Here is a 13,556-nt window from a genome sequence, read left to right as displayed (position 1 = left end):
CAAGTGGGGCGGGATTGCTCTCCAGTGTACCGGTAGCACTGACAGTGATGGGGGTTTGCCGGTACCTGAGTCCCCATGTGCCGCCCTCAACCGGTCTCGCCCGACTCCCCCTATGGGGAGCGGGGCTCCAAGAGGCTCACAGCGGCACTCAGCGCTTCGGGGTGTCAACCCCCCGCTACCGTGTGCGCGCGCTCACCCGTAGGTGTCGTCGTGACCTGTGCTTCCGGGGGCTCGCAAGGGGCCGTAGCGACGGGCGCCACTGCCGGGATTCTTGATGTCGATGCGCCGCACGGTGCCGTGCCCGAGGTCCTCGTTCAGGCGTCTGACCAGCTGCGGAGCCAGCATCCGCACCTGCGTCGCCCAGGCCGTCGAATCGCACTGCACGACCAGGACGCGCTCGTCCTCGTCGTACTTCTGCGGCACGCAGTGCTTGGCGAGGTCGTCACCGACGATCTGCGGCCAGCGGCCCATCACGCCGCCGACGGCCGCCGGGGTCTCCCAGCCGCGCTCGGTGATCAGCCGGTTGATGGCCGCGCCGAGGCCCATCGGATCCCGCCCGTCGGCGCGCGCACCCGACCGCAGTCCGCCGCCGCGCCGGGCCTGCTTCTTCTGCTGTGCCGAGGCACCACGCGCGCGTGCCGCCTCTTTGGCCGCACGGAGGGCGACGCGGGCGAGGTCGACTCCTGAATGCTCGGGATCGCCTTGTGGTTCCCGCGGCGCACCGGCGTTTCCGCCGGGTTCGTCGGCGCTCACAGACGCTCCACCGTCCCGTCGGAGACCGCGTACCGGGTACCCGCCAGCACGCCCGGTACGTCGTCGTCGACCGCGGCCGTCACCAGAACCTGCTCACCGGGCGCCACCAGCTCCGCCAGCCGCTCCCTGCGCCGCGCGTCGAGCTCGGCGAAGACGTCGTCGAGGACGAGCACCGGCTCGTTCCCCTCGGCCCGCAGCAGGTCGTACGAGGCCAGCCGCAGCGCCAGCGCGTACGACCAGGACTCGCCGTGGCTCGCGTACCCCTTCGCGGGCAGCTGGCCGAGCTTGAGGAGCAGCTCGTCGCGGTGCGGGCCGACCAGCGTGACGCCCCGCTCGATCTCCTGCTTGCGGGCGGCTTCGAGTGCGGCCAGGAGCTGCTCGTAGAGCTCCTCGCGCGCGTGCCCGACGATCTCGGGCGAGGACGGCTTGTAGTCCAGGGCGACCGGTCCGCCGCCGGGCGCCAGCTGCTCGTACGCCTTGTCGGCCAGCGGCTGCAGCGTCGCGATCAGGTCGAGCCGCTGGGCGAGCAGCTCCGCGCCCGCGCGCGCGAGGTGCTGGTCCCACACGTCGAGCGTGGACAGGTCCATGGAGCGGCCGCCGTGCCGCCGCGCGAGGGCGGCCGACTTCAGGAGCGTGTTGCGCTGCTTGAGGACCCGGTCGTAGTCGGAGCGCACGCCGGCCATCCGCGGGGAGCGGGCGGTGATCAGCTCGTCCAGGAAGCGGCGGCGCTCGCCCGGATCGCCCTTCACCAGGGCCAGGTCCTCGGGGGCGAACAGCACGGTCCTGACGATGCCCAGCACGTCACGCGGCCTGACCTGCGACGACCTGTTGATCCGCGCGCGGTTCGCCTTGCCGGGGTTCAGTTCGAGCTCGATGAGCTGCTGCCGCTCGCCCTGCCGGACCTGGGCCCTGATCACGGCGCGCTCGGCCCCCATGCGGACCAGGGGCGCGTCCGAGGAGACCCGGTGACTGCCGAGTGTGGCGAGGTAGCCGACGGCCTCCACCAGGTTCGTCTTGCCCTGTCCGTTGGGGCCCACGAACGCGGTGACGCCCGGGTCGAGAGGGACCTCGGCCCGGGCGTACGAGCGGAAGTCGGCCAGCGACAGATGCGTGACGTGCATGGTCGTGGGCCGACCTCCCCCAACGTTCTGAACAGCGGTTGTCTACAGCTGTGGATTACTTCTTGCGGCGGGTCACTTCTTCTCGACGGCGTGGCCGCCGAACTGGTTGCGCAGCGCCGCGATCATCTTCATCTGCGGCGAGTCCTCCTGCCGCGAGGCGAAGCGCGCGAAGAGCGACGCGGTGATCGCCGGCAGCGGGACGGCGTTGTCGATGGCGGCTTCCACAGTCCAGCGGCCTTCGCCGGAGTCCTGTGCATAACCGCGCAGCTTGTCGAGGTGCTCGTCCTCGTCGAGGGCGTTGACCGCCAGGTCCAGCAGCCAGGAACGGATGACCGTGCCCTCCTGCCAGGAGCGGAAGACCTCGCGGACGTCGGTCACCGAGTCCACGGCCTCCAGGAGCTCCCAGCCCTCGGCGTAGGCCTGCATCATGGCGTACTCGATGCCGTTGTGAACCATCTTCGCGAAGTGGCCGGCGCCGACCTTGCCCGCGTGGACCGAGCCGAAATCGCCCTCGGGCTTCAGCGCGTCGAAGACCGGCTGGACCTTCGCGACGTCCTCGGCGGAGCCGCCGTACATCAGCGCGTAGCCGTTCTCCAGGCCCCAGACGCCGCCGGAGACGCCGCAGTCGACGAAGCCGATGCCCTTCTCGGCGAGCTCCTTCGCGTGCTTCTCGTCGTCCGTCCAGCGCGAGTTGCCGCCGTCGACGACGATGTCGCCGGGCTGCAGCAGCTCGGCCAGCTCGTCGACCGTGGACTGGGTCGCGGCACCGGCGGGGACCATCACCCACACCACGCGCGGACCCTTGAGCCTGCCCACAAGCTCTTCGAGGCTGTGGACATCCGCGAGGTCCGGATTGCGGTCGTAGCCGATGACGGTGTGGCCTGCGCGGCGGATGCGCTCGCGCATGTTGCCGCCCATCTTGCCGAGGCCGACGAGACCGAGCTCCATCAGTGGTTCCTTACGTTGCGACGGGGCGTGAGGTGGTGCGGGGCGGTACGAGCCGCGGGGTGACGCGGCTCTCCCACCTGCGTCCGAGCCTAAACCCGGACGCTCACGCACACCTGTGGGCATAGCCGCTCAGGCGAACACCCGAGCGGCCTGCCTCTCAGGGACCTCAGCCCGACAGCCGCACCGGCATGATCAGGTACTTGTACGCCTCGTCCGCCTCGGCGTCCACGGCCGGCTTGCCGGAGAGCAGCGCGGGCTTGGTGGACGTCGTGAAGGACAGCTGCGCGACCGGGGAGTCGATCGCGCTCAGACCGTCCAGCAGGAACGTCGGGTTGAAGGCGATGGAGATGTCGTCGCCGTCGAGCTGGGCGTCGACCCTTTCCACAGCCTGTGCGTCGTCGCTGGAGCCGGCCTCCAGGATGAGCACGCCCTGCTCGAAGCTGAGCCGCACCGGGGTATTGCGCTCGGCGACGAGGGCCACGCGCTTGACGGCCTCCACGAAGGGGGCGGTCTCGATGACGGCCACGGAGTTGAACTCCGTCGGGAACAGCGTGCGGTACTTCGGCAGGTCGCCCTCGAGCAGGCGGGTCGTCGTGCGGCGACCGGCGCCCTCGAAGCCGATGAGGCCTTCACCGGCACCCGAGCCGGACAGGGCCAGCGTGACCGTGTCGCCGCTCGTGAGGGCCTTGGCGGTGTCCAGGAGCGTCTTGGCGGGCACCAGGGCGACCGCGGACGCCTCCGGGTCCTCCGGCTTCCACAGGAACTCGCGCACGGCGAAGCGGTAGCGGTCGGTGGACGCCAGCGTCACCGTGTCGCCCTCGATCTCGATGCGCACACCGGTGAGGACGGGCAGCGTGTCGTCACGGCCGGCGGCGATGGCCACCTGCTGCGCGGCGGAGGCGAAGACCTCGCCGGGGACGGTGCCCGTGGCGGTCGGCATCTGCGGCAGCGCCGGGTACTCCTCCACAGGGAGGGTGTGGAGTGTGAATCGCGAGGAGCCGCAGACCACGGTCGCTCGTACACCGTCTGTGGAAATCTCCACCGGACGGTTGGGGAGGGCGCGGCAGATGTCGGCGAGCAGGCGGCCGGAGACGAGCACCGTGCCTTCCTCGTCGACCTCCGCGTCCACGGAGACGCGTGCCGAGACCTCGTAGTCGAAGCTCGACAGGCTGAGTGCGCCCTCCTCGGCCTTCAGGAGAAGGCCGGCGAGGACCGGCGCAGGCGGTCGTGCCGGGAGGCTGCGTGCCGCCCAGGCCACCGCCTCCGCGAGTACGTCGCGTTCCACCCGGATCTTCACCGTAAGCCGCCTCCTGCGCGTTGCTGGCTGCTCTCGCCCTGCATTGGTCTCGGTCTTCGTCGTCAGACGTGGTGTCGCTCGGCCCACCGATGGGGAGAACACCGGGGACCAGTCTGACGCACCGCACTGACAGTCGTTGCCCGCCTCGGTCAAGTCGTGCCGAGCCGCGGCCGGGGTGCCGAGAGCAAGTTGTGCACAGCCCCCACTTCGAAACGAATTCCCAGCTCTCTCTAGTTGGGAGTAGTAGTAGGGGCTGTGGAAACCGTGGATAACCGTTAGTTCGCAGGTCAGAGCCGGTTTTTTGTCCACGGAGGCTGTGGGCCGAGGCGGTGGACAACTCACGGTTTCTGTGGACGGCCGAAAGTTCTGCACACCCGATGCACAGGCTCGGGGTACTTCTCCCCAGCGCCGTCCCCAGCTTTACCCCCGTTCCCCACAGCCCAACCGACCCCCTTGGTGTGACGCCTTTCACTCGCCACGGTGACGAGGCGCGTCGCGTTGCCGAACAGTGGACAGCCGTGTGGAGAAGCTCCGGATCGCTGTGCACAAGGGCTGTCATCCTGTGGGTCGACGGTGGACAACGAAATGCACACCCTGTGGAAGAAAAATCTGTCCACAGCCTGTGGAGATCTTCTGTCCACCAATCCACAGCCCGCTGACCTGCCCTGATGCTCTGTCACCAGGAGCCCCTGTGGACGCAGTCTGGACAACTTCGCGGTCCCCAGGGTGTGGATCGGAAAAACCCGGAACATCTGTGGAGAACACCCGTAACGCGGCCGGAAATCGAACACCGCCTTCGTGCGGCGGCCTCCGCGAGCGCACGTCGACATGAAGAAAGGCGCCCCGGAAGTCGTTCCGGAGCGCCCTTCGGAGGCGTGGGCAGAGCCGTGACCGGGCTGCTGTCAGCCGTTCTTGATGCGGTTGGTGAGCTCGGTGACCTGGTTGTAGATGGAGCGCCGCTCGGCCATCAGCGCGCGGATCTTGCGGTCCGCGTGCATCACGGTCGTGTGGTCGCGGCCGCCGAACTGCGCGCCGATCTTCGGCAGGGACAGGTCCGTCAGCTCCCGGCACAGGTACATCGCGATCTGGCGCGCCGTCACCAGCACGCGGCTGCGCGACGATCCGCAGAGGTCCTCCACCGTCAGACCGAAGTAGTCCGCGGTCGCCGCCATGATGGCCGTCGCCGTGATCTCGGGGGCCGCGTCCTCGCCACCGGGGATCAGGTCCTTGAGGACGATCTCGGTGAGCCCCAGGTCCACGGGCTGTCGGTTGAGCGACGCGAAGGCCGTGACCCGGATCAACGCCCCTTCCAGCTCACGGATGTTGCGCGAGATGCGGGACGCGATGAACTCCAGCACCTCCGGCGGGGCGTTGAGCTGCTCCTGCACCGCCTTCTTACGAAGGATCGCGATACGGGTCTCCAGCTCGGGCGGCTGGACGTCCGTGATCAGTCCCCACTCGAACCGGTTGCGCAGCCGGTCCTCCAGGGTCACCAGCTGCTTCGGCGGCCGGTCGCTGGAGAGCACGATCTGCTTGTTGGCGTTGTGGAGCGTGTTGAAAGTGTGGAAGAACTCCTCCTGCGTCGACTCCTTGTCCGCGAGGAACTGGATGTCGTCGACGAGAAGGATGTCCATCTCGCGGTACCGCTTGCGGAAGGAGTCGCCCTTGCCGTCGCGGATCGAGTTGATGAACTCGTTGGTGAACTCCTCGGAGCTCACGTACCGCACGCGCGTGCCCGGATAGAGACTGCGGGCGTAGTGCCCGATGGCGTGCAGGAGGTGCGTCTTGCCGAGGCCCGACTCCCCATAGATGAAGAGGGGGTTGTAGGCCTTCGCCGGCGCCTCGGCGACGGCGACCGCCGCCGCGTGGGCGAAACGGTTCGACGCACCGATGACGAACGTGTCGAAGAGGTACTTGGGGTTCAGGCGCGCGGTCGGCTCGCCGGGACCGGTCGCCGGCGCGGGCTGCGCGGCCAGCGGACCGGGCGCACCCGTGGGCACGCCGCGTCCGCCGTGACCCGGACCACCGTCCTGCCCCGGCCGGCCGCCCATCGCGTGCTCGCCCGGATCGCGCCGCTGCTGACGCTCGTGCGGCTGCTCGTAGGAGCCGCGCTCCTCGTACGCCGCACGGTCCTCGTAGGGCGAGCGCTCCTTGGGCTGCTGCTCGTACGGGGAGCGCTCCGGCTGCTGGTCGTAGCGGCCGCGCTCGGTCTCGTAGCCCTGCTGGTCGTAGGGCGACCGTTCCTGCTGCCGGTAGTCGTGCTGCGGCTGCTGCGGAGGCGTCGCGTACGGATCGCGCTCCGGGAAGCCGAGCCGCGGCTGCTGCCAGCTGTACTCGTCCTGCTGCGGCCGTGGCCAGGCGCCCGGCTCGGGGCGCTGGTAGTCCGGGTAGGCGGGGCGGGCGGTCGGCAGCTGGTCGGGGCGGGGGGCCTGGGGCTGGTCGCCGCGCGGGCCCTGCCCCTGCTCGTCCCTGCCGCGACGGTCGTAGCCGTCATAGCTGTCGTAGGCGTCCCGGCCGTCGTACGCGTCGCGGCTCTCGTACGTGTCGTGGCCCTGGCCCTGGCCGGGAGCGGCGGGGGGCTCGGTGTCCTCGTAGCGGTGCTGCTGGACGGGCGGGGCGGGCGGCGCGGGGGCCTCGCCCACGGAGTCGTCGACCGTGATCGCGATCCGGATCGGGCGGCCGCACTCGCGGCTCAGGGTCTCGCTGACCACCGGGGCGAGACGGCCCTCGAGTACGCCCTTCGCGAATTCGTTGGGGACCGCCAGGAGGGCGGTGTCGGCGACGAGTGCCAGTGGCTGGCAGCGCCGGATCCAGTGTTCGTCCTTCGTCTCGACGCCCTGCCCGTGACCTTCCCCGAGGAGTTTCTCCAGTACTCGTGGCCACACTGCGGCAAGATCGGCAGGTACGTCAGCCACAGGGCACGCTCTCTCGCTGGTCCCACGAACGTGTGATTCCTGGGACGGGTTGGGTGGGAGGTTCGACGCCCGGGTCGGGCAGAAAATCGGGTGGGGTGGTGAGAAGGGAACGAATCGGAGTTCAGCCACGGTAGTCAGCGCGACCGCTGCGGTTCAAGTTGTTGTCCCCAGCCTGTGGACAGTGTCTCCCGCGTGACCCTGGTTTGACCGGATGGCGTAGCCGCGCGTACCGTAACCAGGTCGAGTTGTCGATGGCTGCTGCCGCCTGCCTCCGATGGGCAAGGTCATGGTCCGCAAGTTCTTTGCAGTCTGTGTAGCGGTGCACTCGGGCGTATTGCGAGCTTCTCGTGGGCGCACGGTGACAGCCAGGCGATGTCCCGCCACCACCCGAATTTCTCTGGAGCCCCCGAGTGAGCAAGCGCACCTTCCAGCCGAACAACCGTCGTCGCGCCAAGACCCACGGTTTCCGCCTTCGCATGCGGACCCGCGCCGGTCGTGCGATTCTCGCCAACCGTCGTGGCAAGGGTCGCGCCAGCCTGTCCGCCTGATTTCGTAATCAGGTCATGACGTGCTGCCTACCGAGTATCGGCTGAGGCGGCGCGAAGACTTCGCGACCGCGGTACGCCGAGGACGCCGGGCCGGACGCCCGCTTCTCGTCGTCCATCTACGTAGCGGTTCAACGGACCCGCACGCGCCTGGGGAGAGCGTTTCCCCACCGCGTGCGGGTTTCGTCGTGAGCAAGGCCGTGGGTGGAGCCGTCGTACGGAACGCGGTGAAGCGCAGGCTTCGGCACCTCATGCGCGACCGAATGGCCTTGTTGCCCCCAGGTAGCCTGGTAGTCGTACGCGCGTTGCCCCCTGCGGGCGACGCCACCCACGCACAACTGGCCCGAGACCTGGATGCCGCCCTGCAGCGGCTGCTGGGAGGGGGCACGCGATGAAGTACCCACTGCTCGCATTGATCAAGCTGTACCAGTGGACCATCAGTCCGCTGCTCGGTCCGGTGTGCAAGTACTACCCGTCGTGCTCCCACTACGGCTTCACGGCCATCGACCGGCACGGTGCGATCAAGGGGACAGCCCTCACCGCCTGGCGGATCCTTCGGTGCAATCCGTGGTCGCTCGGCGGTGTCGATCATGTTCCGCCGCGTAAGCGTCCGCGGTGGCACGAAATGCTGCGCAACGCCTGGCGCGAACGCAAGGGCGGGCCTTCCGCCGCCGGCGCGCCTGCCCAAGGCTCCCCCGAGAGCCTGGCCGCCGAGACCCCGTCCCATGCTCAAGGAGCCTGATTAGTGGACACGATTGCCGGTTTTTTTAGCTTCATCACGACACCAGTTTCGTGGGTCATCGTCCAGTTCCACTCGCTGTACGGGAAGATCTTCGGTCCCGACACGGGCTGGGCCTGGGGCCTGTCGATCGTGTCCCTGGTGGTCCTGATCCGGATCTGCCTGATCCCGCTCTTCGTGAAGCAGATCAAGTCGACTCGGGCGATGCAGACGCTGCAGCCCGAGATGAAGAAGATCCAGGAGCGCTACAAGAACGACAAGCAGCGCCAGTCCGAAGAGATGATGAAGCTGTACAAGGAGACGGGTACCAACCCGCTCTCCTCGTGCCTTCCCATCCTGGCGCAGTCCCCGTTCTTCTTCGCCCTGTACCACGTGCTCAACGGCATCGCGACGGGCTCGACGATCGGTGTCATCGACGAGCCGCTGCTGGCGAGCGCGCGCAAGGCGCACATCTTCGGTGCCCCGCTGGCCGCGAAGTTCACGGACAGCGCCGACAAGGTCGCCTCGCTCGGCGCCACGCTGACCGACGTCCGCGTCGTCACGGCGATCATGATCGTCCTGATGTCGGCGTCGCAGTTCTTCACGCAGCGCCAGCTCATGACGAAGAACGTCGACACCACGGTGAAGACGCCGTTCATGCAGCAGCAGAAGATGCTGATGTACGTCTTCCCCGTCATGTTCGCCGTCTTCGGCATCAACTTCCCCGTCGGTGTCCTCGTCTACTGGCTGACCACCAACGTGTGGACCATGGGCCAGCAGATGTACGTGATCCGCAACAACCCGACGCCGGGTTCCAAGGCCCAGTCCGCTTACCTGGAGCGCCTGCTCAAGCACGTCACGCACGCCGAGAAGATCCGCACCCGCCGCGATCGCAACGTCGTCAAGGCGATCGTCTCCAAGGGCCGCGACCGCAACGAGTTCGAGCGCAAGTTCATCAACGGTCTGACCAAGGCCGGTCTCGCGGCCCAGGCCGACGGCCAGGTGGCCAAGAGCACGGCGACCGCGGTGCTGGACGAGGACGGCGCTCCCGCGTCGACCGCGACCCCGAAGCGGCAGCAGCCCAAGCGGCAGTCCAAGTCGCAGCGCCAGTCCGGGACGACCACGGCCAAGGAGGACTCCTCCTCCGAGCCGAAGACGTCGCTCGAGAAGACGGACGAGCCGCAGGACGCGAAGCCGCAGGCCAAGCAGGCCGGTGGCGCCAAGCCCGCCGGCGGCACGCAGCAGCGGAGCAAGGCCAAGTCCGGACAGCGCAAGGGCCCGCAGCGGCCCAAGTCCCCGTCCAAGAAGTAAGACCTCGACGTAAGACTTTGGCGCAAGCCTTTGACGCAAGAAGGAGTCCATCCCGTGACGGAAGGCACCACCTCCGCCGCTCCTGAGGGTGGCGACACCCTGTCCCGCCTCGAGCAGGAAGGCGAGATCGCCGCGGATTACCTCGAGGGTCTGCTGGACATCGCCGACCTCGACGGCGACATCGACATGGACGTCGAGGCCGACCGTGCCGCGGTGTCCATCGTCAGCGACTCGGGCGGCCGTGATCTGCAGAAGCTGGTCGGGCGCGACGGAGAGGTTCTCGAGGCCCTCCAGGAGCTCACCCGCCTTGCCGTCCACCGGGAGACCGGGGACCGCAGCCGCCTGATGCTCGACATCGCCGGGTACCGCGCCAAGAAGCGCGCCGAGCTCACCGAGCAGGGCGCCAAGGCCGCGGCCGAGGTGAAGAGCAGCGGTGAGCCGGTCAAGATGAACCCGATGACGCCCTTCGAGCGCAAGGTCGTGCACGACGCGGTCAAGGCCGCCGGCCTGCGCAGCGAGTCCGAGGGCGAGGAGCCGCAGCGCTTCGTCGTCGTGCTTCCTGCCTGAACGGCACGTCGCTCTCCGGCCCCGTCTGTTCGCAGGCGGGGCCGATCTTTGTCAGCCTGTTAGTCAGCCACCCCAGTGCGGTAGTGCGGTACGGAAGGACGGTCCCCGTGACGGAGGCAGCAGAACTCCCCCCTGCTCCCGAGCAGGCCCGGACGGTGTTCGGCGAGCGCTTCCCGGACGCTGTGCGGTACGCGGAGCTTCTCGCTGACGCGGGAGTGCAGCGTGGTCTGATCGGCCCGCGCGAGGTGCCGCGCCTGTGGGAGAGGCACATCCTCAACTGCGCTGTGCTCTCCGAGGTGGTCCCTGAAGGCGTCACCGTCTGCGACGTGGGCTCCGGCGCGGGGCTGCCGGGCATTCCGCTGGCCCTGGTCCGGCCGGATCTCAAGATCACGCTGCTGGAGCCGCTGCTGCGGCGTACGACGTTCCTCACCGAGGTCGTCGAGCTGCTCGGGCTCGATCACGTGACGGTGGTGCGGGGCCGCGCCGAGGAGGTCCTCGGGAAGCTGCAGCCCGTCCATGTCGTCACCGCACGGGCCGTGGCGCCGCTCGACCGGCTGGCCGCGTGGGGCGTGCCCCTGCTGCGGCCGTACGGAGAGATGCTCGCCCTCAAGGGCGACACCGCGGAGGAGGAGCTCAAGGGGGCCGGCGCCGCCCTGAGCAAGCTCGGTGCCGTGGAGACGTCGGTCCTTCACGTCGGCGAGGGCGTGGTCGACCCGCTCTCCACCGTGGTGCGCGTCGAGGTCGGAGAGAGCCCCGGCGGTGTGCGGTTCGCCGCCAAGCGCGCCAAGGCGGCTCGTACGGGACGGGCGCGTCGCAGGCGCTGATCGCCGGTCGCGCGCGGTGCGGGAGTGACCTTCCCGCGTGATTCCCTGGCGTGATCTCCTGGCGCAATTCTTGGCGTGATGATGAGTACCGCTGATCCGTCCTGACGACCAGCGGTACTCCACAAAAGCTGTCAAACGTACGCATCTCGGGGTGTCGCAAGGGAGCGCACCACCCTGCGGTGCATCGTGTTTCACGTGAAACGTCGCTCACTGCTGCATGGCATCATCAGTCGCGGCCGCGCAGCGGCCGCTCCCCGCGACCGTAGACCTCTCGGATCCCTCGATACGGGCACGGAGTTGTCCACAGAGGGGGATTCATCCACAGAAGACCGGGCCTCGCTGGTTCTTGACCCCGAAGGCATGGGAGGCTCTGTTCATTGCGAGCCTGAAGTCGAGGAGAGTGAATCCTTGCGGTCCGACGCCAACATCGCGGGACCGATGACCGATCCGGTCCCCGGTCCCCGTACCGAGTCGGCGGGGGAGGATGTTTCACGTGAAACACCGCCTCCGATGGACGACACCCCCATCGGTCGTGCTGCCCAACTGGCAGTAGAAGCTCTTGGTCGTGCGGGCGAGGGCCTGCCACGTCCTGAGCAGACCCGCGTCATGGTGGTGGCCAACCAGAAGGGCGGGGTCGGCAAGACCACCACGACGGTCAACCTTGCCGCCTCGCTCGCGTTGCACGGCGCACGCGTGCTGGTGATCGACCTGGATCCACAGGGCAACGCCTCCACGGCTCTGGGTATCGACCACCACGCAGAAGTGCCGTCCATCTACGACGTGTTGGTCGAGAGTAAGCCGCTCTCCGAAGTAGTTCAGCCCGTCCCTGATGTCGAAGGGCTCTTCTGCGCCCCGGCCACCATCGATCTCGCCGGTGCGGAGATCGAGCTGGTCTCCCTGGTGGCGCGTGAGAGCCGGTTGCAGCGAGCCATCCAGGCGTACGAGCAGCCGCTGGACTACATCCTCATCGACTGCCCGCCGTCGCTCGGTCTGCTGACGGTCAACGCTCTCGTCGCGGGGGCGGAAGTGCTGATCCCGATCCAGTGCGAGTACTACGCACTGGAGGGGCTCGGCCAGCTCCTGCGGAACGTGGATCTCGTGCGGGGGCACCTCAACCCCGACCTGCACGTCTCGACGATCCTCCTCACGATGTACGACGGACGTACGCGGCTGGCTTCCCAGGTCGCCGACGAAGTCCGCAACCACTTCGGTGGAGAGGTTCTGCGGACGAGCATCCCGCGCTCGGTCCGTATCTCGGAGGCGCCCAGCTACGGGCAGACCGTGCTGACCTACGATCCAGGATCGAGCGGTGCGCTCTCGTACCTCGAAGCGGCGCGGGAGATGGCGCTGCGCGGGGTCGGGATCCACTACGACGCCCAGCATGCCCACGCGGGCACTCAACTTGACCAGCAGAGCACGCCGGAGGGTATTCAGTGAGCGAGCGACGGAGGGGACTGGGCCGTGGTCTCGGCGCGCTGATCCCGGCTGCCCCCACACCTGAGAAGACGACGCCGGCGAGTCCGGCAGGAGGAGTTTCGGCTTCTCCCGCCGCCGTGCCGGTGCTGACGGCGGAGCGTGGGGTCGCGGCGGCCAAGGTGGCATCGCTGTCGCAGCAGAATGTTTCACGGGAAACCGAGGAACCTGCGACGGCCGCGGTGGACGGTTTCGAGAGCCCCGCAGGGGCGCACTTCGCGGAACTGCCGCTCGACTTCATCACGCCCAACCCGCGCCAGCCGCGTGACGTGTTCGACGAGGACGCCCTTGCCGAGCTCATCACGTCCATCAAGGAAGTCGGCCTGCTGCAGCCCGTCGTGGTGCGGCAGGTGGGTCCCGGCCGCTACGAGCTGATCATGGGCGAGCGGCGCTGGCGGGCCTGCCGTGAGGCGGGTCTGGAGCGCATCCCGGCCATCGTGCGCGCCACCGAGGACGAGAAGCTGCTCCTCGACGCGCTCTTGGAGAACCTGCACCGTGCCCAGCTGAATCCGCTGGAAGAGGCTGCCGCCTACGACCAGCTGCTCAAGGACTTCCACTGCACGCACGACCAGCTGGCGGACCGCATCGGCCGGTCCCGTCCGCAGGTCTCCAACACTCTGCGTCTGCTGAAGCTCTCTCCGGCCGTGCAGCGCCGGGTCGCGGCGGGTGTGCTGTCCGCCGGCCACGCGCGTGCTCTGCTGTCCGTCGAGGACTCGGAGGAGCAGGACCGTCTGGCTCACCGCATCGTCGCCGAGGGGCTCTCGGTGCGTGCCGTCGAGGAGATCGTGACCCTGATGGGGTCCCGGCCCACGAGCACGACGCGGGCGAAGGGGCCGAGGGCCGGTACGCGAGTCTCCCCGGCGCTGAGTGAGCTCGCCACGCGGCTCTCGGACCGGTTCGAGACGCGGGTGAAGGTCGACCTGGGTCAGAAGAAGGGCAAGATCGTCGTCGAGTTCGCGTCGATGGACGACCTGGAGCGGATCCTCGGCTCGCTCGCCCCCGGCGAGGGACCGGTTCTGCAGAACGCCCTCCCGGAGTCGGCCGAGGACGACGAGCAGGACTGACCACTGCACCGCAGTGACCT

13 protein-coding genes are annotated in these 13,556 nt (G+C 68.5%); 8 read left to right on the top strand and 5 right to left on the bottom strand.

Annotated features, from left to right (window positions below; genetic code table 11):
• Positions 1-192 precede the first annotated feature (192 nt).
• The 5 genes from RBJ77_RS08395 to dnaA all read right to left on the bottom strand — a co-directional run bounded on the left by RBJ77_RS08395 (position 193) and on the right by dnaA (position 7,004).
• A complete protein-coding gene (locus RBJ77_RS08395; RefSeq protein ID WP_372344354.1) occupies positions 193-753 on the bottom strand; it encodes a DUF721 domain-containing protein in 561 nt (186 codons plus the stop codon).
• Positions 750-1,874 (bottom strand): DNA replication/repair protein RecF, encoded by a 1,125-nt coding sequence (recF, locus tag RBJ77_RS08390; protein ID WP_372344353.1) that lies wholly within the window; start codon positions 1,872-1,874, stop codon positions 750-752. Before recF ends, RBJ77_RS08395 begins: the two co-directional genes overlap by 4 nt.
• Positions 1,875-1,946: 72 nt before the next feature.
• On the bottom strand, positions 1,947-2,822 hold the full coding sequence (gene gnd, locus RBJ77_RS08385; RefSeq protein WP_372344352.1) for a phosphogluconate dehydrogenase (NAD(+)-dependent, decarboxylating): 876 nt from the start codon (positions 2,820-2,822) through the stop codon (positions 1,947-1,949).
• A gap of 166 nt (positions 2,823-2,988) precedes the next feature.
• Positions 2,989-4,119 carry a DNA polymerase III subunit beta gene (dnaN, locus tag RBJ77_RS08380; RefSeq protein ID WP_255981007.1) on the bottom strand — a complete coding sequence of 377 codons (1,131 nt, stop codon included), beginning with the start codon at positions 4,117-4,119 and terminating at the stop codon, positions 2,989-2,991.
• A 902-nt stretch (positions 4,120-5,021) separates the two neighbouring features.
• Positions 5,022-7,004 carry a chromosomal replication initiator protein DnaA gene (gene dnaA / locus RBJ77_RS08375; protein WP_372344351.1) on the bottom strand — a complete coding sequence of 661 codons (1,983 nt, stop codon included), beginning with the start codon at positions 7,002-7,004 and terminating at the stop codon, positions 5,022-5,024.
• A gap of 440 nt (positions 7,005-7,444) precedes the next feature.
• On the opposite strand from dnaA, the gene rpmH reads away from it, so the two are divergent.
• From rpmH to RBJ77_RS08335, 8 genes are all read left to right on the top strand, one after another.
• Entirely contained in the window at positions 7,445-7,582 is a 138-nt protein-coding gene (gene rpmH, locus RBJ77_RS08370; RefSeq protein ID WP_006381191.1) for a 50S ribosomal protein L34, read from the top strand.
• Positions 7,583-7,602: 20 nt separating this feature from the next.
• Positions 7,603-7,974 (top strand): ribonuclease P protein component, encoded by a 372-nt coding sequence (gene rnpA, locus RBJ77_RS08365; RefSeq protein WP_372344350.1) that lies wholly within the window; start codon positions 7,603-7,605, stop codon positions 7,972-7,974.
• Positions 7,971-8,321: a membrane protein insertion efficiency factor YidD gene (yidD, locus tag RBJ77_RS08360; protein ID WP_255970622.1), complete on the top strand. Its 351-nt coding sequence runs from the start codon at positions 7,971-7,973 to the stop codon at positions 8,319-8,321. The genes rnpA and yidD overlap by 4 nt, the downstream gene beginning before the upstream one ends.
• A 3-nt stretch (positions 8,322-8,324) precedes the next feature.
• Positions 8,325-9,608 carry a membrane protein insertase YidC gene (yidC, locus tag RBJ77_RS08355; RefSeq protein ID WP_372344349.1) on the top strand — a complete coding sequence of 428 codons (1,284 nt, stop codon included), beginning with the start codon at positions 8,325-8,327 and terminating at the stop codon, positions 9,606-9,608.
• A 54-nt stretch (positions 9,609-9,662) separates the two neighbouring features.
• Complete coding sequence (locus RBJ77_RS08350) at positions 9,663-10,175, top strand: protein jag (RefSeq protein WP_372344348.1); 513 nt, start codon at positions 9,663-9,665, stop codon at positions 10,173-10,175.
• A 107-nt stretch (positions 10,176-10,282) separates the two neighbouring features.
• A complete protein-coding gene (gene rsmG / locus RBJ77_RS08345; RefSeq protein ID WP_255970628.1) occupies positions 10,283-10,999 on the top strand; it encodes a 16S rRNA (guanine(527)-N(7))-methyltransferase RsmG in 717 nt (238 codons plus the stop codon).
• A gap of 360 nt (positions 11,000-11,359) precedes the next feature.
• Entirely contained in the window at positions 11,360-12,436 is a 1,077-nt protein-coding gene (locus RBJ77_RS08340) for a ParA family protein (RefSeq protein WP_305127571.1), read from the top strand.
• Positions 12,433-13,536 (top strand): ParB/RepB/Spo0J family partition protein, encoded by a 1,104-nt coding sequence (locus tag RBJ77_RS08335; RefSeq protein ID WP_372344347.1) that lies wholly within the window; start codon positions 12,433-12,435, stop codon positions 13,534-13,536. The genes RBJ77_RS08340 and RBJ77_RS08335 overlap by 4 nt, the downstream gene beginning before the upstream one ends.
• Positions 13,537-13,556 lie beyond the last annotated feature (20 nt).

This window comes from Streptomyces sp. KL116D, assembly GCF_030766975.1.
Classification (GTDB): Bacteria; Actinomycetota; Actinomycetes; order Streptomycetales; family Streptomycetaceae; genus Streptomyces; species Streptomyces longispororuber_A.
Note: the sequence above shows the minus strand (reverse complement) of the source record. Positions and strands in the feature narration are given on the sequence as shown.